Source organism: Bradyrhizobium commune (assembly GCF_015624505.1).
GTDB lineage: Bacteria > Pseudomonadota > Alphaproteobacteria > Rhizobiales > Xanthobacteraceae > Bradyrhizobium > Bradyrhizobium commune.
Map to the genome: position 1 here is coordinate 1,629,040 of NZ_CP061379.1, position 22,362 is coordinate 1,651,401.

20 protein-coding genes are annotated in these 22,362 nt (G+C 64.8%); 17 read left to right on the top strand and 3 right to left on the bottom strand.

The window, feature by feature from the left end; all coding sequences use genetic code 11:
* The first annotated feature begins 4 nt into the window (after positions 1 to 4).
* From IC761_RS07750 to IC761_RS07775, 6 genes are all read left to right on the top strand, one after another.
* On the top strand, positions 5 to 748 hold the full coding sequence (locus tag IC761_RS07750; RefSeq protein WP_195802672.1) for an aspartate/glutamate racemase family protein: 744 nt from the start codon (positions 5 to 7) through the stop codon (positions 746 to 748).
* Positions 749 to 851: 103 nt separating this feature from the next.
* The gene (locus IC761_RS07755) at positions 852 to 1,553 is read left to right on the top strand and encodes a GntR family transcriptional regulator (RefSeq protein ID WP_246791460.1); all 702 of its coding nucleotides are present in this window, start codon (positions 852 to 854) and stop codon (positions 1,551 to 1,553) included.
* A 288-nt stretch (positions 1,554 to 1,841) separates the two neighbouring features.
* Positions 1,842 to 2,381, top strand: a complete 540-nt coding sequence (locus IC761_RS07760) for a thiamine pyrophosphate-binding protein (RefSeq protein WP_195802674.1) — start codon at positions 1,842 to 1,844, stop codon at positions 2,379 to 2,381.
* Between the two features lie 5 nt (positions 2,382 to 2,386).
* Positions 2,387 to 2,977, top strand: coding sequence for a thiamine pyrophosphate-dependent enzyme (locus IC761_RS07765; protein WP_195802675.1), 591 nt, complete (start codon positions 2,387 to 2,389; stop codon positions 2,975 to 2,977).
* A gap of 57 nt (positions 2,978 to 3,034) precedes the next feature.
* Positions 3,035 to 3,814, top strand: coding sequence for an SDR family NAD(P)-dependent oxidoreductase (locus tag IC761_RS07770; protein WP_195802676.1), 780 nt, complete (start codon positions 3,035 to 3,037; stop codon positions 3,812 to 3,814).
* A gap of 121 nt (positions 3,815 to 3,935) precedes the next feature.
* Positions 3,936 to 5,234: an MFS transporter gene (locus IC761_RS07775; RefSeq protein WP_195802677.1), complete on the top strand. Its 1,299-nt coding sequence runs from the start codon at positions 3,936 to 3,938 to the stop codon at positions 5,232 to 5,234.
* Between the two features lie 9 nt (positions 5,235 to 5,243).
* Here the strand turns inward: IC761_RS07775 and IC761_RS07780 are convergent, their stop codons facing one another.
* Positions 5,244 to 6,758: a glycosyl hydrolase family 79 N-terminal domain-containing protein gene (locus IC761_RS07780; protein WP_246791461.1), complete on the bottom strand. Its 1,515-nt coding sequence runs from the start codon at positions 6,756 to 6,758 to the stop codon at positions 5,244 to 5,246.
* Positions 6,759 to 6,952: 194 nt separating this feature from the next.
* Between IC761_RS07780 and IC761_RS07785 the strand changes: the two genes are divergently transcribed.
* The 8 genes from IC761_RS07785 (at position 6,953) to IC761_RS07820 (ending at position 16,490) form a co-directional block, all read left to right on the top strand.
* Positions 6,953 to 8,302, top strand: a complete 1,350-nt coding sequence (locus tag IC761_RS07785; protein ID WP_195802678.1) for an ABC transporter substrate-binding protein — start codon at positions 6,953 to 6,955, stop codon at positions 8,300 to 8,302.
* 80 nt (positions 8,303 to 8,382) lie between these two features.
* Positions 8,383 to 9,273 carry an ABC transporter permease gene (locus IC761_RS07790; RefSeq protein ID WP_195802679.1) on the top strand — a complete coding sequence of 297 codons (891 nt, stop codon included), beginning with the start codon at positions 8,383 to 8,385 and terminating at the stop codon, positions 9,271 to 9,273.
* The gene (locus IC761_RS07795; protein ID WP_195802680.1) at positions 9,270 to 10,160 is read left to right on the top strand and encodes an ABC transporter permease; all 891 of its coding nucleotides are present in this window, start codon (positions 9,270 to 9,272) and stop codon (positions 10,158 to 10,160) included. Before IC761_RS07790 ends, IC761_RS07795 begins: the two co-directional genes overlap by 4 nt.
* Positions 10,161 to 10,167: 7 nt before the next feature.
* Entirely contained in the window at positions 10,168 to 11,274 is a 1,107-nt protein-coding gene (locus IC761_RS07800; RefSeq protein WP_195802681.1) for an ABC transporter ATP-binding protein, read from the top strand.
* Between the two features lie 21 nt (positions 11,275 to 11,295).
* Positions 11,296 to 11,787, top strand: a complete 492-nt coding sequence (locus IC761_RS07805) for a (2Fe-2S)-binding protein (RefSeq protein ID WP_195802682.1) — start codon at positions 11,296 to 11,298, stop codon at positions 11,785 to 11,787.
* Positions 11,788 to 11,789: 2 nt separating this feature from the next.
* Positions 11,790 to 14,177, top strand: coding sequence for a xanthine dehydrogenase family protein molybdopterin-binding subunit (locus tag IC761_RS07810; RefSeq protein ID WP_195802683.1), 2,388 nt, complete (start codon positions 11,790 to 11,792; stop codon positions 14,175 to 14,177).
* Positions 14,178 to 14,188: 11 nt separating this feature from the next.
* On the top strand, positions 14,189 to 14,986 hold the full coding sequence (locus IC761_RS07815; RefSeq protein WP_195802684.1) for an FAD binding domain-containing protein: 798 nt from the start codon (positions 14,189 to 14,191) through the stop codon (positions 14,984 to 14,986).
* Between the two features lie 16 nt (positions 14,987 to 15,002).
* On the top strand, positions 15,003 to 16,490 hold the full coding sequence (locus IC761_RS07820) for an amidase (protein WP_195802685.1): 1,488 nt from the start codon (positions 15,003 to 15,005) through the stop codon (positions 16,488 to 16,490).
* 3 nt (positions 16,491 to 16,493) lie between these two features.
* Here the strand turns inward: IC761_RS07820 and IC761_RS07825 are convergent, their stop codons facing one another.
* The gene (locus IC761_RS07825) at positions 16,494 to 17,393 is read right to left on the bottom strand and encodes a LysR substrate-binding domain-containing protein (RefSeq protein ID WP_195802686.1); all 900 of its coding nucleotides are present in this window, start codon (positions 17,391 to 17,393) and stop codon (positions 16,494 to 16,496) included.
* A gap of 46 nt (positions 17,394 to 17,439) precedes the next feature.
* Positions 17,440 to 18,405, bottom strand: coding sequence for a LysR family transcriptional regulator (locus tag IC761_RS07830; RefSeq protein WP_195802687.1), 966 nt, complete (start codon positions 18,403 to 18,405; stop codon positions 17,440 to 17,442).
* A gap of 137 nt (positions 18,406 to 18,542) precedes the next feature.
* On the opposite strand from IC761_RS07830, the gene IC761_RS07835 reads away from it, so the two are divergent.
* From IC761_RS07835 to IC761_RS07845, 3 genes are read left to right on the top strand one after another with little or no spacing between them, the layout of a single operon-like run.
* Positions 18,543 to 19,856 carry a cation:dicarboxylate symporter family transporter gene (locus IC761_RS07835; protein ID WP_246791462.1) on the top strand — a complete coding sequence of 438 codons (1,314 nt, stop codon included), beginning with the start codon at positions 18,543 to 18,545 and terminating at the stop codon, positions 19,854 to 19,856.
* A gap of 18 nt (positions 19,857 to 19,874) precedes the next feature.
* Positions 19,875 to 20,909, top strand: a complete 1,035-nt coding sequence (locus IC761_RS07840; protein WP_195802689.1) for a PdxA family dehydrogenase — start codon at positions 19,875 to 19,877, stop codon at positions 20,907 to 20,909.
* Positions 20,899 to 22,353, top strand: coding sequence for an MmgE/PrpD family protein (locus IC761_RS07845; RefSeq protein ID WP_195802690.1), 1,455 nt, complete (start codon positions 20,899 to 20,901; stop codon positions 22,351 to 22,353). The genes IC761_RS07840 and IC761_RS07845 overlap by 11 nt, the downstream gene beginning before the upstream one ends.
* Positions 22,354 to 22,362: the final 9 nt, after the last annotated feature.

The following is a 22,362-nucleotide window of genomic DNA, read 5'->3' on the forward strand; positions in this document are numbered from 1 at the left end:
CACCATGACGTACCCGGCCAACTCGTCCTCCCGTATCGCCCGTGGCGGCAAGGCCATCTATGGCGCCCCGCTCGGCATCCTGATGCTGGAAGCGCGCTTCCCCCGCATTCCCGGCGACATGGGCAACGGCACGACCTGGCCGTTCCCCGTGCTCTATCGCGTCGTGAGCGGAGCTTCGCCGGAGAAGGTGGTGCTGAAGGGCGCGGCCGGCCTGCTGCCTGACTTCATCGACGCGGCGAAAGATCTGGTGCGGCTGGGGGCCGAAGCCATCACCACCAATTGCGGCTTCCTCTCGCTGTTCCAGAAGGAGATCGCGGCCGCCGTCGGCGTTCCCGTCGCGACCTCGTCGCTGATGCAGGTGCCGTGGGTGCAGGCCACCCTGCCGCCCGGCAAGCGCGTCGGCCTCGTCACGGTGTCGGGCTCGACCCTGACCCCGGCCCATCTCGAAGGCGCCGGCGTGCCGCTCGACACGCCGCTGGTCGGCACCGAGCACGGCAAGGAGTTTTTCCGCGTCCTGATCAAGGCTGAGAAGGACGACATGGACGTGGCGCAAGCCGAGCGTGATGTGGTCGAGGCCGGCAAGGAGCTGGTCGCCAAGAACCCCGATGTCGGCGCGATCGTGCTCGAATGCACCAACATGCCGCCTTATGCGGCGGCGTTGCAGGCCGAAGTCGGCTTGCCCGTCTACGACATCTATTCCATGATCACCTGGTTTCATGCTGGACTGCGTCCGCGCGCTTTTGGCTGATTCCGTCTGTCGCAGGGCCCTGAACAAGCTCTTTCCTTTGCATTGCAATCACTCCCACAGCCCCAGTATATTGGGCTGTGTTCGGGCATGAATGCAGCTGAAGATGAGCAACGTGGAACTGGCTTCCGATAGTATCGTCGATCGCGTCTATGAGCAGCTCAAGGCGATGGCCGTGAGCTACGAGTTCAAGCCGGGCGAGCGGCTCAACGAGGGTGAGCTGGCCAAGCGCCTCGGCGTCAGCCGCACGCCGTTGCGCGAGGCGCTCAACCGTCTCAACACCGAAGGCTTCCTGCGCTTCACGCCAGGCAAGGGTTTCTTCTGCCGCGAGCTCGATGCGCACGAGATCTTCGATCTCTACGAGCTGCGCAAGTCGATCGAGGTCGCGTCCGTCCGTCTCGCCATCAAGCGGGCGAAAGACGAGGACATCGACGCGCTGTTGAAATTCCTCGAAGCGACCGGCCCCGATCCCGGCGAGCGCACCTCGGTCGAGCTGGTCGAGCTGGACGAGACCTTTCACGAGCGGCTGATGGCGATGTCCAACAATGCCGAGATGCTGCGGGTGCTGCGCAACGTCAACGCCCGCATCCGCTTCGTGCGCTGGATCGACATGGACAGCATCAACCGCAACAACACGCAGGCCGAGCACCGCGCCGTGATCGAAGGCCTGAAGGCGCGGAACGAGGAGACTTGCGTCTCGGTGCTGGAGAAGCACATCGACCGCCGCCTCGATCGCATTACGTCGGCGATCAAGGAAGGCTACGCGCAGATCTACATGCCGGCCGCGGTGAGGTCCGCGGCGAACTAGCTTGCAAGCCGCAGTGACGGTGTCCTTCCTTCTCCCCTTGTGGGAGAAGGTGGCGCGAAGCGCCGGATGAGGGGTATCTCTCGGCGCGTACAGAGGCGCTCGACTGTGCGGAGGCAACCCCTCACCCTCGTGAGTTTGCATTGAGCTGCGGCGATGCCCTCTCCCACAAGGGGACAGGGCGCAGCCATGCGCAGCTATACAATCCCTCGATATCTGTTCGTGCCAGACGGTCAGTGCCTCCGCGCACGAACATCGCTAGCGTGGCGCTCGAAATCACGGAGACACGCGGTGCACAGCCCCCAACCAAATCCCGACGCGCGCGCAGACGACTGGCCGAGCGAGCTCTATCGCATTCTGAAAGCCGCCGACGTCCGGCAGATGTCCTATGTGCCGGACGCCGGCCACAGCCAGCTGATCCGCCTGTTCTCGGCCGACCGCGACGTCACCACCAATGTGCTGACCACGGAAGAGGAGGGCATCGCGATCGCCGCGGGCGCCTGGCTCGGCGGCCAGCGCAGCGTGTTGCTGATGCAGTCGAGCGGGGTCGGCAATTGCATTAACATGCTGTCGCTGTCGGCGATCGGACGCTTTCCGCTCTTGATGCTGGTGACGATGCGCGGCGAATGGGCCGAGTTCAATCCCTGGCAGGTGCCGATGAGCCGGGCGACGCAGCCATCGCTGGAGGCGATCGGTCTGAAAGTGATGCGGGCGGAGACGGCGGAGGATCTGGTCGAGACCGTCGAATCCGCGGCCACGCTCGCTTATGACTCCGATCAGCAGATCGCCGTCCTGATCGGGCAACGCCTGATCGGCAAGAAAAAGTGGTGATATCGATGTCCGTTTCCTCAAAGCTCGATCGCCGTGCCGCTGTCGCTGCTCTCCTGACTGATCGCAAGGACACGCTGGTCGTTTCCGGTCTGGGCTCGCCCACCTACGATCTGCATGCGACCGGCGACCGCGACGACAATTTCTATCTCTGGGGCGCCATGGGCGGCGCCGCCCTGATCGGGCTTGGGCTCGCTCAGGCTCAGCCCGGCAAGCGCGTCCTCGCTCTCACCGGCGACGGCGAGCAGCTGATGGGCTTCGGCGGCATCGCCACCATCGGCGTTGCCCGTCCGCGCAATCTCGACATCGTCGTGATCGACAACCAGCATTTTGGCGAGACCGGGATGCAGGCGAGCCACACCGGGCGCGGCGTTGATCTCACGGCGATTGCTGCGGCCTGCGGTTTCGCCGCGACCGGAACTATGCGGACGCTTGAAGAAGTACAACGCCTCGCAGCGCAGATCGCCGCGCCGGCCGATGGCCCGCGACTCTTTGTCATCAAGGTTCTGGCCGAAAATCCGCCGCGCTCGCTGCCCTCGCGCGATGCCGTCTTTATCAAGAACCGGTTCCGTGCTCATCTCGGCTTTGCGGCGGCCTGAACCGGAGTCTTATCCGGGATAGCTCGCTGCCTGAGCAGCTATCCTGGAGTAAGACCCATGAAACCATCCGGCAAGGTCGCCGCCATCACCGGCGCGGCACGCGGCATCGGCAAGGCCTGTGCAAAGCGATTCCTCGATGACGGCGTCAAGGTCGTCATCTCGGACGTCGATGCCGAGGGCCTTGCCGCGACGGCCGCCGAGCTGGGGCGGCCGGACAATTTGCGCACCGTCGTCGGCAATGTCGCGAAGCGCACCGACATCGATCAGCTCGTTGCAACCGCCGTGAAAGAGTTCGGCCGGCTCGACATCATGGTCAACAATGCCGGCGTCGCGCGCAACCGGGACATCCTCGAGATCTCGGAAGAGGAATTCGACGAAATCATCGGCATCAATCTGAAGGGCGCGTTCTTCGGCGTGCAGGCCGCGGCCAAACAGATGATCGCGCAGGGTGGCGGCGGCGTCATCATCAACATGTCCTCGGTGAACGCGCTGCTGGCGATCCCGGCGCTTGCGACCTATGCCATGTCCAAGGGCGGCATGAAGCAGCTCACATCGGTCGCCGCCGTCGCGCTCGCCCCGCACAACATCCGCGTCGTCGCGGTCGGGCCGGGCACGATTTTGACCGATATGGTGACGTCCTCGATCTACACGTCCGAGGATGCCCGCAGGACCGTAATGTCGCGCACGCCGGCCGGCCGCGGCGGCGAGCCGAGCGAGGTTGCGTCGGTCGTGGCCTTCCTCGCCAGCGACGATGCGTCCTATATCACCGGACAGACCATCTATCCGGATGGCGGACGGCTGATTTTGAACTACACGGTGCCGGTGAAGGAGAGGTAAGGCTGTGAGCAGCAATGCACGAATATCTCTCATTGGGGTCATCGCCGGCAGCAACACCGCCGCAGGTTGCAACCCTCGTCGCGATTGGCCATGATGCGGCTCGGAAATTGTGGGGCATGGCATGACGGCTGCAACGGGGGTCGCCCCGGCGACGGAGAAATCGGCGACGGCGCATGTGGTGTGGGCGAGCGCGCTCGGCACCGCGATCGAGTGGTACGACTTCCTGATCTACGGCACCGCCGCGGCGCTGGTGCTCAACAAGCTGTTCTTTCCGAGCTTCGACCCCTTCGTCGGCACGCTGGCGGCGTTCTCGACCTATGCGGTCGGCTTCGTGGCCCGGCCAATTGGCGGCGCGATCATCGGGCATTACGGCGACCGGCTCGGGCGCAAGAAGATGCTGGTCGCGACCATGATCGCGATGGGGCTCGGCACCTTCCTGATCGGCTGCCTGCCGACCTACAGCCAGATCGGCGTCTGGGCGCCGATCCTGCTCGTCATACTGCGCTTCATCCAGGGCATCGGGCTCGGCGGCGAATGGAGCGGTGCAGTGGTGATGGTGGCCGAGCATGCCGGCAACCGCCGCGGCTTCTATGGCAGCCTGGTGCAGATCGGCTTTCCCGTCGGCGTTGCCGCCTCCACCGGCATCTTTGGCCTGATGACGAAACTACCCGAAGCGGACTTCTTGAGTTGGGGTTGGCGCGTGCCATTCCTGATCAGCATTCTGCTCGTTGGCGTCGGCTTCATCGTGCGGCTCAAGCTCGCGGAGACGCCGTATTTCAAGGAGGTTGTCGAGCGCAAGGAGGTGCTGGCGCAGCCGGTGATGGAAGTACTTCGCAGCGACTGGCGCAGTTTTCTGCTGGCGATCGGCATCACGGTGTCGGAGGTGGGCCTTGCCTATCTGCTCACCGTCTTCACCGTGGTTTACGCCACGACAAAGCTCGGCCTGCCGCGCCAGGTGATCCTCGATGCGGTGGTCTATGCCGCGATCGTCGAGTTCGCGACGCTGCCGCTCGCCGGCTGGCTCTCCGACATTTTCGGCCGCAAGGCGCTGTATCTCGCCGGCGGCGTGTTTTCGGTGGCGTTGGCGTTTCCGCTGTTCTGGTTCCTTGATACGAAAGAGCCGGTGCTGATCACGCTCGCGCTCGTCGTCACGATGACCTTGACGCACGCGCTGCTGTTCGGACCGAAGGCCGCCTTCATGCCGGAGCTGTTTCGCACCCAGGTACGCTATAGCGGTGCATCGCTGGGCGCAAATGTCGCAGCCGCCATCAGCGGCGGCTTCTCGCCACTGATCGCGACCGCGCTGCTGGCCTGGGCGGGATCGTACTGGGCGGTGTCGGTCTACATCATCGCGCTGTCGATCATCACGATCATCGCGACCTTGATGGCGCCGGAGACGGCGCGCGACAGCCTGAAATAGGCGCTTGCCTTAGCGACAGGCGGCAGCATCCGGCATCGCCAGGAAGGTGATGCTGGCCGGCGGCAGGCGGAGCCGGCCCGCCGCAGTCTTGCGCGCCGCAAGGCGTGGCAGCTCATCGTTGGCGGCCAGTCTCAGTGTCTCGCCGTTCAACCGGACGGTCGCGCTTTGGAAGCTGTGCGCCCGAAGCGTATAGCGCTCAGCGACGCTTGCCAGCGTTACGGCGCGTGACGCGTTCGGCGACGTGTTGATGAGGAGCACGGACACGGCGCCCTTGGTCGTGGGATGACAATGGGCGTAGATGTGAAGGCCGGGCGTCGAGGTTGCTCCCGCATCGAGCACGGTCGTTCCCATTAGTCGATGCCACAGCAGCGCGGCCCAATAATTCGGCCGCGGGCGAAACGTCCCCTCGTCGAGCAAACCGTAGTCGCTGGCCGCGAGCGTGTTGTGCATGACCACCTGCACACCGGCCCGCGCGAGGCGTCCGAGCTGATCGAGATAGCGGAACGTGTCGAGAAAACTCGCATCCCATGGATTGCCGCCGCAGGCGGCGTCAGCCGTCTCCGTCAGCCAGATCGGCTTGCCCGGTTCGTACGCGTCGCGCAGCGCGCGGTGTGTCGCGAATGTGGCGTCGGTGCGCGCCAGCCAGTCTTCCGACAGAGCCTGCGCGGGATCGTCATGCACGCCACAGCGGGGCGAGAGCGTGTTGTAGTGATGATAGGAGACGCGATCGAGGCCTGGTCCTGACGCAGCAAGCAGATCGCGTGTGCGGATGCCAGTGGCGGAGTCGCCGATGGAGCCTGGGCCCAGGATCAACGTCTCCGGCGAGGCGCGCCGGATCCATGCGCGGAAGACCCCGGTGTCGCGGCCATAGGCGTTCGCATCATATCCCGGCGGCGCGCCATTGGTCGCCGCCAAATTCGGCTCGTTCATGAATTCGACGGCGGCAATGCGGCCGCCGAGCGCGCGCGTGACATCGATGAGACGCTGCGCCTGGTCCGGCGACCACGCGCCACCGGCGTCGCGGCTGCCCGGACTGACCGCAAACGACGTCACGATCTCCGCATTGGCCGCGCGCGCGAAGCCGATGACGCCATGCCATTGCGCGCGGCTGAGCACGGTTTTGAAGCCGGCAGGCGGTGTCGTCGGCGCGCTGTCGCCGTCCGCAAAATAGGTTGCATTCGCCCAGGTGCCGCTGACGCGCATGTAAGCGGGCGACAATGCTGCGGCGAGCTTGCGAAGGCGTGCGTTGGCAAGATCGATCGGCGGCCTGTCGCTGTAGCGATCGTGCTGCATGTGGCCTTGCGCGTAAGGTTTCCAGAAGCGGCCGCCGGTCACTTCGACCATCTCGATATTGTAGGATTGGAAGCGAGCGTCGACCGTGCCGATCATCGTCATGCGCGAAGGCGCGATCACGAGTTCACTTGCATGTGTCGCGCGACCGATCGCCGCGACAAGCAATGCGGCGCCGATCATGCGCGCGATGCGCATGCGGCGGCGTCGCGCGATCGCCGGCCTTGTATGCACGTCCTGACGCCTTCTTATGCGCGCTGCCGAAAGCGAAAGCAGCGGCCAAATCCATTAGCCGCGTTTATACGACGAATTTTTACTTCCAATTTTACTTCGCAAAATCCCGCCCATAGCCTCGCGGGCAATTGATCACATCGCAGCCGGTCAATGGCGATCGGTGCGGGCGTTCATCGTAACCAATGAGGGTTGCCATGCTTGACAGGGATAAGCGGACATCCACCTCCGATCCGGCGGGAACGGACGTGAAGTCTTCGAAAAAGCTGAGCCGGCGCACGCTGTTGAAGGGTGCTGCCGCGGTTGCGGGCGCAGCCGCCGGGTCGGACGCGATCCGCGGATTCCCGACCATCTGGGCGCAGGAGATCAAGGACATCGAGCTGCGCCATGTCGGCGTCTCCTATTCGGTGGTGAAGGCGATCGGCGACCAGGCCGCCAAGGATCTCGGCTTCAAGGTGACGATGCAGAATCTCGACACCTCCGCGGCCATCAACCGCTTCATAAGCCAGCCTAATACGGTCGACATCGCCGATCTCGAGGGCTGGCAGGCCAAGCTCGCCGCCAAGCGCAGCGTGATCCAGGGCATCGAGGTCAAGAAGATCAAGGAGTTCGACAACATCCTGCCGATCTTCACCAAGGGCGAGATCGACGGCCACAAGATCCCGCGCCAGGGCATCTCGCCCTACGAAGCGATGTACATCGCGAAGCCCGATTCAACCGATTTGAACGACGGCGTTACCGAATGGGCGACCTTCCTGCCCCAGGTCTACAACGCCGACTCGATCGGCTATCGGCCCGACCTCGTCGGCCACGAAGTCACCGAGTGGAAGGATCTGATCGATCCCAAGTTCAAGGGCAAGGCCGCAATCCTCGACGTGCCCGCGATCGGCATCATGGACGCCGCGTTGTGCTTCGAAAGTGCCGGACTGATCAAGTACGGCAACAAGGGCAACATGACCAAGGAGGAGATCGACTTCACCTGCAACAAGCTGATCGAGCTGAAGAAGCAGGGCCAGTTCCGCGCGACCTGGACCACCTTCGACCAGTCGGTGCAGCTGATGGCGGCGGGCGAGGTGATCATCCAGTCGATGTGGTCGCCGGCGGTCGCGGCCGTCCGCGTCAAGGAAATCCCCTGCGTCTATGCGCCGGTCAACGTCAAGAACGGCAAGGAAGGCTATCGCGGCTGGTGCAACGGCATGGGCCTGATGAAGCATCTTTCCGGCAAGAAGCTCGATGCGGCCTACGAATATCTCAACTGGTATCTCTCGGGCTGGCAGGGCGGTTTCGTCGCGCGCTACGGCTATTACAGCCCGGTGCCGTCGACCGCGAAGAAGTTCCTGACGCCGGCCGAATGGGCGTTCTGGTACGAGGGCCAGCCCGCGCCGGAGGTGGTCAACGATCCCTATGGCGTTGCGATGGAGAAGGCCGGCACCAAGCGTGACGGCGGCTCGTTCCTCGACCGCGTCAAGAACATCTCGTGCTGGAACACGCTGATGGACGAGGCGGCCTACATGAACAAGCGCTGGAACGACTTCAAGGTGGCCTGAAACCTGCTTTCCCTGACTTAAAGATGCACCGGCGCCGTCACGCGCCGGTGCGAAAGACCGACTTCGAGGCGTTCGCTGACATGCAGTCAAGTTCGAGTCCAGCTCAAGCTCAACCACGCGCCAATCTCGCCGGCTGGCTCTACGTCTCGCCGCTGGTCCTGGTGCTCGTGCCGTTCTTCGTGGCGCCGATCCTGGTGGTGCTGGCCGCGAGCTTCTTCGCCACCGACGGCTTTGGTGGATTGACGCCGGGCTTCACGCTCGCAAGCTATGTCGAGGTACTGCATTCGGCGCTGACGCTGAAGCTGTATCTCGCGACGATCAAGTTCACGCTGCTGACCTGGATCTTCACCCTGATCATCGGCTTCTTCGTTGCCTATTTCCTGGTGTTCCACGTCCGCAACCAGTTGCTGGCGATCGGCCTGTTTCTGTTGTGCACCGTGCCGTTCTGGACCTCCAACATCATCCGGATGATTTCCTGGATTCCGCTGCTCGGCAAGGAAGGCCTGATCAACCAGGCGCTGCTGGCGATCGGCGTGATCCATCAACCGCTGGAAGTGCTGCTGTTCTCCGACCTCGCGGTCGTCATCGCCTATGTTCACCAGCTCACGATCTTCATGATCGTGCCGATCTTCAATTCCATGGCGCGGATCGACAAGAAGCTGATCGAGGCCGCGATCGATGCCGGCGCCAGCCGTTTCGACATCATGCGCCTGATCGTGGTGCCGATGTCCAAGAGCGGCATCGCGCTCGGCACCATCTTCGTGGTCTCGATCGTGATGGGGGACTTCTTCGTGGTCAAGGTGATGTCCGGCGGCGGCTCGGCCTCGGTGGTCAGCGCGTTCTACGAGGACGTCGGCGTGCTGCAATATCCGAGCGCGGCGGCGAGCGCAGTGTTGCTGACGCTGGTTCTGGTCGCGATCGTCTCGCTGATCCTGCGCACCGTCGACATCCGGCAGGAGATCACGCAATGAGCGCGGTTCTCGCCGACATGCCGGAGACGGTGTCGCCCGCGACGACCAAGGCAATTGCGCCGAGCAAGGGCGGCCGGCCCTGGACGTTCTACGTGCTGGCGACCTTGTTTTCGCTCTATGTGATCGCGCTCTACGGGCCGATGTTCTGTATCTACATCCTGTCGTTCCAGGATATCCGCGGCGGCCTCGTGTTTCCGATGAAGGGGCACTCGCTGCACTGGTTCGTCGATCTCTTCACCCAGGTGCGGACCGGCGACGTCAAGGGCTCGTTCGACCGCTCGATCAAGCTCGCGGTCATCGTCACCATCATCACGGTGGTGGTGTCGTTTCTGGCCGGCCTCGGCTTCCGCAAGCGCTTTCGCGGTGACACGGTCGTGTTCTACATGATGATAGGCAGCCTCGTTGCGCCCGGCCTCGTGCTCGGTCTCGGCACGGGTCTCCTGTTCCAGGCGCTCGGGCTGAATGCAAGCTGGTACACGTCGGCGCTCGGCGCCCAGCTGTCCTGGACCCTGCCGTTCGGCGTGCTCGTGATGTTCGCGGTGATGTCGCGCTTCAACCATGTCTGGGAGGAGGCGGCCTATGACCTCGGCGCCAGCCGCTGGCAGTCGATCTGGTTGGTGATGATCCCGGTGCTCGCGCCCGGCCTGGTCGCAGTCGCGCTGTTCGGCTTCACGCTCTCCTACGACGAGTTCGCGCGCAGCCTTCAGACCGCGGGCTCGCTGAATACGCTGCCGCTGGAAATCTGGAGCATGACGCTGAATGTCACTTCGCCCTCGCTCTACGCGCTTGGCACGGTGACCACCATCGTCTCCTTCGTCGTCATCGGTGCAAGCCTCGGCACCATCGTGCTGATCCAGAAGAAGCGCGGCAGCCGGGTAAAGGGTTGAGCTTGGAATGAAGAACGATCGCGGCGATATCGAGCTGGCAGGCGTCTGCAAGAGCTTTGACGGCGTGACCAATGTGGTCGACGGCGTCAACCTCAAGATCGCGGACGGCGCCTATTGTTGCTTCATCGGCCCCTCCGGCTGCGGCAAGACCACCATCCTGCGCATGATCGCCGGCCACGAGGATCCGACCGCCGGTGAGATCGTGATCGGCGGCCAGAATGTCGTCGGGCTGGCGCCCGTGCAGCGGCGCACCGCGATGATGTTCCAGTCCTACGCGCTGTTCCCGCATCTGACCGTGCGCGACAACATCGCCTTCGCGCTGCGGGTGCGCGGGATGTCCAAGACGGATCGTCTGCGCGCCGCGGACGCCATGATCGAAAAAGTGCGGCTGACGCAGTTCGCCGATCGCCTGCCGGCGCAGCTCTCCGGCGGCCAGCAACAGCGCGTGGCGCTGGCGCGCGCCGCGATCACCGAGCCGCGGGTGCTGCTGCTCGACGAGCCGCTGTCGGCGCTCGACGAGCAGTTGCGCGTGCAGATGCGCCAGGAGCTCAGGCGGATGCAGCGGGAGCTCGGCATCACCTTCATCCACGTCACCCACACCCAGCTCGAGGCGATCGCGCTTGCGGACCTCGTCGTGGTGATGGAGCAGGGCAAGATTAAGCAGGCGGGCGCCGCGCGAGAGGTCTACGCCCATCCGCACGACCGCTATGTCGCCGAGTTCATGGGAGGGCAGAACGTGCTGTCGGGCCGGGTCGAGAAGGTCAACGGCGCGAGCTTCACGCTGGCGCAGGCGGCCCCCTCGGGCATCGAGGTGCCGCTCCAGGCACGGCCGACTGTCAGCGTCGGCGACAAGGTCGACATTGCCGTGCGCCGCGACGATATCGCGCTGGTCCGGCCCGGCAAGGACCTGCCGCCCGGCTATACCACGTCGCTCCCAAGCCGCGTGCTCGCGATCGAATACCAGGGCTATTTCGTCAAGGTCATGCTCGATACTGTGCCTGACGACGAGTTCGTCGCCTATGTGCCGGAAAAGACTTTCTTCGCAGATCCCTTCACTGTCGGCGATGTCGTCATGGCCACATGGGCCACCGGCAGCGCGCTTCCACTCGCCTAAAGACCCGTCGCGCACAGGAGTATGACCGTGCAGATATCCTTCACTCTCAACGGCCGGCCAACCACCGTGGACGTCGAACCGGCGACGCTCGTCGCCGAGCTCTTGCGCGAGCAGCTCAATCTCACGGGAACTCATATCGGCTGTGACACCAGCCAGTGCGGGGCCTGTGTCGTGCATTTCAATGGTCTGCCGGTGAAGAGCTGCACGCTGCTGGCGCCGGCGCTGGACGGCGCGACGCTGCTCACCATCGAAGGCCTGCAAGGCGCGCCGGGCTCCAACCAGATGCATCCGATGCAGGAGGCGTTTCGCGAGCATCACGGCCTGCAATGCGGCTTCTGCACGCCGGGCATGCTGATGACCGCGGTCGCGCTCGCCACCGAGAAACCGGACCTGACGGAGGCGGATGTCCGCCACGGCCTCGAAGGCAACATCTGCCGCTGCACCGGCTACCAGAACATCGTGGTTTCCGTGATGGCCGGCGCCGCCGCCATGAACGCCGCCAAGGGAGAGTGACCATGGGCAATGTGATCGGGATCGGCGCCTCACCGAAACGCAAGGAGGATCAGCGCTTCCTCACCGGCCGCGGCAATTACGTCTCCGACATTAAGCGCCCCGGCGTGACCGCCGGCGTGTTCGTGCGCTCGCCGCATGGGCATGCGGTGCTGCGCAGTATCGACAAGAGTGCGGCGTTGGCATCGCCCGGCGTGATCGCGGTGCTGACCGGCGACGACGTCAAGGCCGATGGCCTGGGTTCGCTGCCCTGCGGCTGGGGCATCACGGACGCCAAGGGCGTGCCGATGAAGGAGCCGCCGTTCCCGATGCTGGCGCAGGGCAAGGTGCGCTTCGTCGGCGACATGGTGGCCTTCGTGATCGCCGAGACGCCGGAGCAGGCGAACGCCGCAGCCGAGCTGTTGAAGATCGACTATGAGGTGCTGCCGTCCGTGGTCGGCGTGCTCGAAGCCGTGCGGCCGGATGCGCCGCAATTGTTCGACGATGTGCCGAACAACATCTGCTGCGACTGGGAGCTCGGCGACAAGGCGGCGGTCGAAACAGCGTTCCGCAAGGCCGCGCATGTCGCAAAGCTCAGCCTCGTCAACAACCGCCTGATCGGCAACCCGATGGAGCCGCGCGCGGCGATCGCGGAATACGAGCCCGGCACCGACCGCTTCACGCTGTGGACCACCAGCCAGTTCCCGCATGTCGTGCGCTTCCTGATGGGCGCTCTGGTCTTGAACATCCCGCAGCACAAGCTGCGCGTGGTCGCGCCCGATGTCGGCGGCGGCTTTGGCGTCAAGCAGTTCCACTACGGCGAAGAGGCCGTGATCACCTGGGCTGCCAAGCGCGTGATGCGGCCGGTGAAATGGGTCGCGAGCCGCTCGGAGGGCTACGTCTCCGATCGCCACGGCCGCGATCACGTCACCGAAGCCGAGCTCGCGCTCGACGAAAACGGAAAGTTTCTGGCGTTTCGCGTCAAGACGCTCGCCAATATGGGCGGATATCTCTCGACCTTCGGGCCGAACATCCCGACCAATCTCTACGGCCCGCTCCTCGGCGGCGTCTACATGACCCCCGCGATCTACTGCAATGTGAAGGTGGTCTTTACCAACACCGTTCCGGTCGACGCCTATCGCGGCGCGGGTCGGCCCGAGGCGACCTTCGTGCTGGAGCGCATCGTCGATGTCGCAGCCAGCGAGATGGGCATCGACCGCGTCGAGATTCGCCGCCGCAACATGATCCCGAAGGAAGCCTATCCCTACCAGACGCCCGTGCTGGTGCAGTACGATTCCGGCGACCCAATGGGCTGCCTCGACGGCGCGCTGGTCGCAGCCGACGTCAAGAATTTTGGCGTGCGCAAGGCGGCCTCGGCCAGCAAGGGCAAATTCCGCGGGCTCGGCTACTCGACCTATGTCGAGGCGTGCGGCCTTGCGCCGTCGCGCTTCGCAGGGCGGCTGGGTGCGCGTGGCGGCCTCTATGAAAGCGCCACGGTGCGCGTGCATCCGACCGGGCAGGTGACGGTCATGATCGGTACGCACAATCACGGCCAGGGCCATGAGACCACGTTCGCGCAGATCGTCTCGGACAAGCTTGGCGTCGCCTTCGAGAATGTCGACATCGTGTTCGGCGACACCGATCGCGTGCAGTTCGGCATGGGCACCTATGGCTCGCGCTCGCTGGTGGTCGGTGGCGCTGCGCTGTCGAAGGCCACCGACAAGGTGATCGCCAAAGGCAAGAAGATCGCGTCTCATCTGCTCGAAGCCGCCGAGGTCGATATCCAGTTCGAGAGCGGAAAATTTTCCGTAGCCGGCACGGATCGCAGCAAGACGTTCGAGGAGATCGCGGGCGCGGCCTACGTGCCGCACAATTATCCGCTCGAAGTGCTGGAGCCGGGGCTCGAAGAGCAGGCCTATTACGATCCCGTCAATTTTACCTATCCCGGTGGCTGCCACATCGCCGAGGTCGAGGTCGATCCCGAAACGGGCACGGTGACGCTGGTCAACTACACCGCGGTCGACGACGTCGGCACGGTCATCAACCCGATGATCGTGGAGGGCCAGCTGCACGGCGGTATCGTTCAGGGTGTCGGCCAGGCGTTGTACGAGAACGCCGTCTATGACGAAGGCTCGGGCCAGCTGCTGTCGGGTTCGTTGATGGATTACTGCATGCCGCGGGCCGACCATCTGCCGATGATGAAGGTCGCGACCCACTCCACGCTCTGCACGCATACGCCAATGGGTGTGAAGGGCTGTGGCGAGGTCGGCACCATCGGATCGCCGGCTGCCGTCATCAACGCCGTGGTCGATGCGCTCGCGCATCTCGGCGTCACCCATGTCGACATGCCGGCGACGCCGAACCGGATCTGGCGCCTGCTGCAAAACGCGTCGCTGCCGGTCGCTGCGGAATAGGGAGGACAACAATGAAACCGTTTGCCTATCATCAACCCGGCGAGATCCCCGACGCGGCCAAGCTGTTGACCTCGATCGAGGACAGCAAGCTCGTCGCCGGCGGCATGACGCTGATCCCGACGCTGAAGCAGCGGCTGGCCAGCCCCGTCGCGCTGGTCGATCTCTCGAAGCTCGGCTCGCTCAAGGGCATCACCGAGGATGGCGCGACCATCACCATCGGCGCGATGACGCCGCATGCGGTGGTGGCTGCCTCGAAGCTCGTGCAAACAAAAATCCCCGGGCTCGCCGCGCTCGCCTCGATGATCGGCGATCCCGCCGTGCGCAGCCGCGGCACCATCGGCGGCTCGGTTGCCAACAATGATCCGGCGGCCGATTATCCGGCCGGCGTGCTCGGTCTCGGCGCCACCATCATCACCAGCACGCGCGAGATCGCGGCCGACAAGTTCTTCCTGGGCCTGTTCGAGACTGCGCTTGAACCCGGCGAGATCATCACCGCGATCCGATTTCCCGTGCCCCTCAAGGCGGGTTACGCAAAGTTCAAGGCGCCGGCGTCGCGTTATGCGCTGGTCGGCGTGTTCGTCGCGAAATTCGCCGATCGCGTCCGCGTCGCCGTAACCGGTGCGGGTCCCGGCGTGTTCCGCGTGCCGCCGATGGAGGTGGCGCTATCGGAGAGCTTCGATCCGTCCGCGATCGCGGCGATCAGGATCGATACCGACGGCCTCACCTCCGATATCCACGCCGAAGCCGATTACCGGGCGCATCTCGTCACGGTGATGACCAAGCGCGCCGTCGACGCGGCGCTCAGCTAGCTCTTTAGGGTTGATGATGACTGATGGTACCGGCCGAACGGCCTTCCCGCCGGCGCCGACTGGCCTTGGCGCGCTTTCTGCAACCGAGATCATGGCCGGCTACCGGCGCAGGGCGTTCACGCCGCGCGATGTCGTCGACGACACCATTGCCGCGCTTCAGGCGACGAACGAGGCCTGCAACGCGGTGGTGACGCCGATGTTCGAGCAGGCACGGGCGGAGGCCGACCGTCTCACAAAGGAGATGCGCGCCGGCGAAGCCAAAGGGCCGCTCGCCGGGGTACCGGTTACGATCAAGGATCTCGTTTTCGTGGCGGGCGTGCCGGCCTATGCCGGCTCGCCGATGAACAAGGCCTTCGTGCCTGAGGTGGATGCCGCGGTGGTGTCGGCGCTGAAGGCCTCCGGCGCGATCGTCACTTGCAAGACCACGACCTGTGAGTCCGGCTACAAGCTGACGGCCGACAGCCCCGTCACCGGCACGACACGCAACCCCTGGAATCCTGATCGCACCAGCGGTGGATCGAGCGGAGGTGCTGCGGCGGCTGTGGCCGCGGGCTGCGGCCCGATTGCGATCGGCACCGACGGCGTCGGATCGATCCGCGTGCCGTCGTCGTTCTGCGGCGTGTTCGGGCTGAAGCCGACCTTTGGCCTGGTCCCGCGTTCGCCCGGCTTCTCGCCGCCGTCCTGGGCCTCGCTCGCGCATACCGGACCGATCACGCGCACGGTCGCGGATGCCGCGCTGACGCTCGAGATCATCGCGGGCTACGACATGCGCGATGCCGCGAGCCTCCCCGTGCCGTCTCGCCGCTTCGACATCAATGCCGTTTCGCTGAATGGCATTCGCATCGGCGCCAGCGTCGATCTCGGCTACGCTGCGATCAGCCCCGACGTGCGCGCGGCCTTCGCCAAGGCGCTGACGGTTCTCGATGCCTGCGGCGCACAGGTCACCATGGACGGCCCGGGGCTGGATCCCGGCATTCTGGAACACACGCTGAAGCCGATCGCCTTCACCGAGCAGGCAGCCGCCGTTGCGAGCAAGAGCACGGCCGATCTTGCAAGCTCCGAAGCGGACTATCGCGACGTCGTCAGCGCCGGCCGGCATTACAGCGGCACAGACTATGTCGAGGCCGGATACCGCCGCGGCCAGGCCCGCAACGCGTTCCTGAAGCTGTTCGAGCGCGTCGATGCGCTGGTGACGCCGACGGTGGCGGTGACCGCGTTCGAGGCCGGCCAGATCGGCGTCGACAAGATCGATGGCAGCAAGGTCGATCCGCATCTCGGCTGGTCGCCCTTCACCTGGCCAATCAATCTCGCTGGCCTTCCGGCCGCGACGCTGCCCTGCGGTTTTGACCGCGATGGAATGCCGATCGGTCTTCAGATCGTTGCACCCTGGCTGGATGAGCCCACGATCTTCCGCATCGCAGCCGCATTCGAGCAGGCGCAACCCTGGGCAAAATTCTGGCCGCAGCTGGCGTTGCGCGAGAGTGCCGCGCGCGCCAAGGCCTAGGGTTCAGGACAACTCGATCGGCGCGCCGCGGCCGCTGAGCTCTTCGTCGAGGCGCAGATAGTGCGCGAGATAGTCGTGCAGCGCGGTCGCCGCTTTCGAGGTGGCGCCGCTGGACTTGTAGAGCAGCAGCTCGATTTTCGGCAGCGGCGGCAGGCCCTCGTTCGGGCCGATCTCGCGCATTGCCGGCACCAGTGCGCTGCGGCCAAGCACGGTGACGGCCATGCCGGCGAATGCCGCAGCCTGGAGGCCGCCGACGCTCTCGCTGACGCAGGCGATGCGCCAGCGCAAATTTGCGCGCTCCAGCGTGTCGATCGCGTAGTCGCGATAGATGTTGCCTGGTGGCAAGAGCGCCAGCGGGATCGGGCGTTCCTGGTGCGCGGCAGATTGTTCGCCGGTCATCCAGACCAGTTGCTCGCGCCGCACCACCTGGCCGCCGGTGAAATCGTTCATGCGGGTGACGAGCGCGATGTCGACATCGCCGCGCTTGACGAGGCCGACCAGCGGCGTCGACAGCGCGCAGTTGAGCTCGACCTGGACGCGCGGAAAGGATTTTCGGAACACGCTGAGGATCGACGGCAGCATGAACGCCGCGTAGAGATCGGGCGTGCCGAGCACGACCTGGCCCTCGATTTCCTGCGACGCCAGCTGCGAAATCAATTCGTCATGCAACCGCAGGATGGATTTCGCGTAGGTGAGAACCGTGGTGCCATCGTCGGTCAGCGTCAGCCTGCGGCCGCTATGCTCGAACAATTGCTTGCCGGTCAATTCCTCCAGCCGCTGCAATTGCAGCGTGATCGCCGGCTGGGTGCGGCCCAGCCGGCGCGCGGTCTCGGTGATGCTGCCGGTCTCGACCACCGAGATCAGCGACCGGAGCATGCGAATATCGAGACTGATGAGGTTCATGCGGCGTCCATATCGCCCAGAATTTATGCAAGTTCCATGCTAGGGCTCATTTCGCCCGTGATGCTGAAGAGACGGATTTTGCGCCGGGTCGGCCCTTCCTGACCGCATTCCAGAAATTCTCCGCCGCCCGGGTCATCCGGGCGCGGGTGCGGAACAGCGAGACGCTGATCGGAATGTCCCAATCCGCGCCGCCTGCGCGTAGCAGGCGGCCGCTGTCGAGATCGGCGCGGACGAGACTCATCGGTGCCCATGTCACGCCGCGCCCCTCGCGCGCCATGTCGATCAGCAGCATGACCGGTGCGGCGAAGCCGGGGGCGAGCCAGGCCGCCGGATCCTTCGTCGCCAGGAACGATGTGACAAGTCGTCCTACGCCAGAGCCCGGGTGATAGGCGAGATAGGGCAGCGGCGCGCCGGACGCGCCGGGCAGGGCGTAGCGGGGCTGCGCCTTCTTGCGACGTGCGCCGCGGCCCGGCCTTGCGATCGGTGCACTGATCGGGATCAGCACGTCGGTCGCAAGATCGATGCGCTGGAAGCGGTCCATGTCGAGCCGGCTCACCAGCGACGGATGATAGTGCGCCAGCATGAAATGCGCCTGCGCATCCAGCAGCAGCTTCTCGCAGCCGGCGAAGTTCGAGGCGAACAGCTGAACCGCCGCGCCGGCCCGTGCACTTTCCGTGCTGCGGATCCATTCCGGGAAGAAGGTTTGCGACAATGCATGCGTGGCGGCGAAGGCGATGGTTTCGGCCTTCAGTCGCGCCACTTCCAGCGCCTCCTCGCGTCCGACCTGGACCCGGCGCAGCACGTCCTCGACCACTGGCCGGAAGCTCTCGCCCGCGGCCGTGAGTGTCACCGTGTGGGTGGAACGTTCGAACAGCGGCGTTCCCAGCCATTCCTCGAGCGACTTGATGCGGCGGCTCAGCGCCGGCTGGGTCACGTGCCGGCGCTCGGCGGCGCGGGAGAACCCGCGCTCCTCGGCGATGGCCAGGAAATCCTCCAGCCAGATCAGGTTCATAATAACGTTCTGTCCTCAATTCATTCCGATACGGCATTAGCGCCTCTGGTGCCGCTGGTCCAATGTAAAGGGCATCGAAAGACAAGAACAAAGCGCCATCGCCGCATGGCGCAACGATGCCGTTGGAGGAAAGCAAATTGCAGGTCGCCGCGACGCCGCTGTCTGAGCCCATACCGAGCCCGGTTTCCGAACGCCGCCGCAAGCCGCTCTGGCGCGAGCAGTATGTGCTGGTGGTCGCCGGCGCGGCGCTCGGTGCGCTGCTGGGCGCCCTGCTTCCGAACTTTGCGGTGGAGCTCAAGCCGCTCGGCGATGTCTTCATATCCTTGATCAAGATGACGATTGCGCCGCTGATCTTCCTGGTCGTGGTCACCGGCATCGCGCAGGTCGGCGACATGAAGGCGGTGGGCCGCATCGGGCTCAAGGCTTTCGCCTATTTCGAGGTGGTGACGACGATCTGCCTGCTGATCAGCTTCGTCGTGGTGCGCTGGGTGCAGCCCGGCGCCGGCGTCGCCCATGCCACGGCTCAGCAGGCCGAGACGGTGGCGCGCTATCAGCAGGCCCATGTCGGATCACTCTCCGCCTATATTCAGCACATGATCCCCGAAAGCTTTGTCGGCGCTTTCGCGGCCGGTGACGTGCTCCAGGTGCTCGTGCTGGCGTTGCTCTGCGGCATCGGCCTGCTGCTGCTTGGCGACAAGGCCGCGCCGTTGCGGACCGGCCTGGAGCGCGTGACCGAGCTGGTGTTCAGCGTCGTCCACGTCGTGGTGGCGCTGGCGCCGATCGGTGCGTTCGGCGCTATGGCGTTTACGGTGGCGAAGTTCGGCGCGGCGACGCTTTATGCGCTCGCGCTCCTGGTCGGCACGGCCTGGGCGATGATGGCATTCTTCATCTTCGTCATCCTCGGCACGATCTGCCGTCTGGTCGGCATCCGCCTGATGGACCTGCTACGCCTGCTGCGTACCGAGCTGCTCGTCGTGCTCGGCACCTCGTCGTCGGAGACCGCCATCCCCGGCATGATGGAGAAGCTGCCGAAAGCGGGCGTCGGCCGCGCGGTCGCAGGCCTCGTCATTCCCTCCGGCTATTCCTTCAATCTCGACGGCGTTGCGCTGACGCTGCCGCTCTCCACGATCTTCGTCGCCCAGGTCTACGGCATCGAGCTGAGTCCGGGCCAGCAGTTGAGCCTGTTCGTGGTGATGCTGTTCACCAGCAAGGGTGCGGCCGGCGTCACCGGCGGCGCGTTCGCCGCGCTCGCCGCGACCGTGGTTGCCGCTGGCCTGCCGGCGGAGGGCCTGGCGCTGTTGCTCGGCATCGATCGCTTCATGTCGCTGGCGCGCGCCATCACCAACACCATCGGCAATGCGGTCGCCTCGATCGTGGTTGCCAAATGGGACGGCGAATTCAACCGCGAGGACTGGATTCAGTCCGCCGCGCAAACCCAGGCAGTGAAGTAAGGATCCAAGGTTTCCAATATGTCGACCAGCACCAGCGAACTCCCCGTCATCGCGTTGACCCCCGGTGACTGCACCGGCATCGGCCCCGAGCAGATTGCGCGCATCCTCTCCGACGACCGTCTCGCCGATGCGGCGCGCCTCGTCGTGGTCGGTGACGCCCGCGTGCTCGAGATGGGCATGGAGCATGCCGGCGTGAAGCTCAAAGTCGAGCGGATCTCCTCGCCCAAGGCGGCGAATTGGGGCCGCGGGACGGTGCAGCTGGTCGATCTCGGCAACACCGATCCGTCGAAATTTCCGCTCGGCAAGGCCAGCGCCGAGTCGGGCCGTCTCACCGGCGAGACGCTGTCGCGCGCGATCGACTTCTCCAAGGCTGGTGAGGTCGACGCCATCACCTTCGCGCCGCTCAACAAGCGCGCGATGTTTGACGGCGGCTGGAAGTATCCCGACGAGCACAAGATGTTCGCAAGCCTGCTCGGGCATAAGACCTATTTCTCCGAGATGAACGTGCTCGACGGCCAGTGGATGTCGCGCGTCACCGGGCACCAGTCGCTGCGCGAGGCGCTGAATGGCATTCATCCGGAAAGCATCACCGATGCGATCGAGCTGGTCGACCGCATGATGAAGAGATCCGGCGTCGTCAAGCCGCGCATTGCGGTCGCAGCCCTCAACCCGCATGCCGGCGAGGGCGGGCTGTTTGGCCGCGACGAGATCGAGATGATCCGGCCGACGGTCGAAGCTGCCGCGAAGACCGGCATCGCCTGCACCGGGCCGTATCCTGCCGACACCGTCTATATCCGCGCCTTCGCCGGCGAGTTCGACAGCGTCGTCGCGATGTATCACGACCAGGGCCAGATCGCGACCAAGCTGCGCGGCTTCAACCGCGGCGTCACCGTGACCGCCGGGTTGGAGACCGTTTTCACGACGCCGTCGCATGGCACGGCATTCGATATCGTAGGCCAAGGTGTGGCCAACACCGGCGCGCTGGAGAGCGCGGTTCGTCTCGCCGCCAAGCTCGTGTCGATCAAGGTCAAGGAGGCCGCTTATGCACACTGATCGCAGGACCCTACTGCAGGCGGCGGCCGCGCTTCCGCTCGCGACCGTCGGCGCCAACGCTGCGTTTGCGCAAGCTCCGGCCGCAGCTCCCGCTGCTGCGCCGCCAAAAGAGGTCACGCGTGCGCTGGCGCATTATCTCGTGACCGCAAGCCATGACGATCTCCCGGCCAATGTCCGGAAAGAGGGCGTCCGTACGCTCTTGAACTGGGTTGGCGTCGCCATCGGCGGATCGCATCACGAGACGGTCGACATCGCGGTTTCCGCGCTCGGGCCGTTCTCGGGGCCGCAGCAGGCCTCGTTGTTCGGCCGGCGCGAGCGGTTCGACATCATGAACGCCGCCTTCATCAATGGCGTGTCGAGCCACATCTTCGACTATGACGACACACACCTGAAGACGATCATCCATCCCGCCGGTCCCGTGGCTTCGGCCATCCTCGCGCTGTCGGAAATGCAGCCGGTCTCGGGCAAGGAATTCCTGAACGCGCTGGTGCTCGGCGTCGAGACCGAGTGCCGGATCGGCAACTCCGTCTACCCGAACCACTATGATGTCGGTTGGCACATCACCGGCACCGCCGGCGTGTTCGGCTCGGCTGCCGCCGTCGGCAAGCTGTTGAAGCTGAACGAGCAGCAGATGACCTGGGCGCTGGGCCTCGCCGCATCGCAGCCAGTCGGCTTGCGCGAATCCTTCGGCTCGATGAACAAGAGCTTTAATCCGGGCCGTGCCGCATCCAGCGGCATCTTTGCCGCCATTTTGGCTTCGAAGAACTTTACGTCGTCGGATGCGATGATCGAGGCCAAGCGCGGCTGGGCCAACACCATCAGCACCAAGCAGGATTATAACGAGATCCTGGGCGATCTCGGCAAGCGCTACGAGTCCGCGCTCAACACCTACAAGCCGTTCGCCTGCGGTATCGTCATGCATCCCGCGATCGATGCGGCGATCCAGCTGCGCAATGAGAACAAGGTCACGGCCGACCAGATCGAGCGGGTCGATCTCAAGGTGCATCCGCTGGTGCTGGAGCTGACCGGCAAGAAGACGCCGAGCCAGGGTTTGGAAGGCAAGTTCAGCATATACCACGCGGTCGCAGTCGCCATCGTCGAAGGTGCCGGCGGCGAGAAGCAGTTCAGCGACCGCGCGGTGACCGATCCGACCATCGTCGCGCTGCGCGGCAAGGTCAATCCGGTGATCACGTCGGGCATCAAGCCGGAGCAGGTCGATCTCACCATCGTGCTCAAGGACGGCCGCAAGCTCAACCGCTACATCGAGCATGCGATCGGTAGCGTCGAGGTGCCGATGACCGACAAGCAGCTCGAGACCAAGTTCTCCGACCTTGCCGAGGGCATCATCCCGGCCGCAACGGCCCGGCGTGTGATGGATGCCTGCTGGAATGTCGAGAACCTGCCGAGCGCGGCGGAGATCGCAAAAATGTCGGTCGCGGTCTGATCGCGGAGG

Bases quoted from the DNA above. Each gene is read 5' to 3' on its own strand.
- IC761_RS07790 (WP_195802679.1), top strand. From the start codon at position 8,383: ATGCAGTCAAGTTCGAGTCCAGCTCAAGCTCAACCACGCGCCAATCTC.
- IC761_RS07800 (WP_195802681.1), top strand. From the start codon at position 10,168: ATGAAGAACGATCGCGGCGATATCGAGCTGGCAGGCGTCTGCAAGAGC.
- IC761_RS07830 (WP_195802687.1), bottom strand. From the start codon at position 18,405: ATGAACCTGATCTGGCTGGAGGATTTCCTGGCCATCGCCGAGGAGCGC.
- IC761_RS07820 (WP_195802685.1), top strand. From the start codon at position 15,003: ATGACTGATGGTACCGGCCGAACGGCCTTCCCGCCGGCGCCGACTGGC.
- IC761_RS07770 (WP_195802676.1), top strand. From the start codon at position 3,035: ATGAAACCATCCGGCAAGGTCGCCGCCATCACCGGCGCGGCACGCGGC.
- IC761_RS07765 (WP_195802675.1), top strand. From the start codon at position 2,387: ATGTCCGTTTCCTCAAAGCTCGATCGCCGTGCCGCTGTCGCTGCTCTC.
- IC761_RS07795 (WP_195802680.1), top strand. From the start codon at position 9,270: ATGAGCGCGGTTCTCGCCGACATGCCGGAGACGGTGTCGCCCGCGACG.
- IC761_RS07810 (WP_195802683.1), top strand. From the start codon at position 11,790: ATGGGCAATGTGATCGGGATCGGCGCCTCACCGAAACGCAAGGAGGAT.
- IC761_RS07775 (WP_195802677.1), top strand. From the start codon at position 3,936: ATGACGGCTGCAACGGGGGTCGCCCCGGCGACGGAGAAATCGGCGACG.
- IC761_RS07805 (WP_195802682.1), top strand. From the start codon at position 11,296: ATGACCGTGCAGATATCCTTCACTCTCAACGGCCGGCCAACCACCGTG.
- IC761_RS07840 (WP_195802689.1), top strand. From the start codon at position 19,875: ATGTCGACCAGCACCAGCGAACTCCCCGTCATCGCGTTGACCCCCGGT.
- IC761_RS07750 (WP_195802672.1), top strand. From the start codon at position 5: ATGACGTACCCGGCCAACTCGTCCTCCCGTATCGCCCGTGGCGGCAAG.
- IC761_RS07785 (WP_195802678.1), top strand. From the start codon at position 6,953: ATGCTTGACAGGGATAAGCGGACATCCACCTCCGATCCGGCGGGAACG.
- IC761_RS07845 (WP_195802690.1), top strand. From the start codon at position 20,899: ATGCACACTGATCGCAGGACCCTACTGCAGGCGGCGGCCGCGCTTCCG.
- IC761_RS07755 (WP_246791460.1), top strand. From the start codon at position 852: ATGAGCAACGTGGAACTGGCTTCCGATAGTATCGTCGATCGCGTCTAT.
- IC761_RS07815 (WP_195802684.1), top strand. From the start codon at position 14,189: ATGAAACCGTTTGCCTATCATCAACCCGGCGAGATCCCCGACGCGGCC.
- IC761_RS07825 (WP_195802686.1), bottom strand. From the start codon at position 17,393: ATGAACCTCATCAGTCTCGATATTCGCATGCTCCGGTCGCTGATCTCG.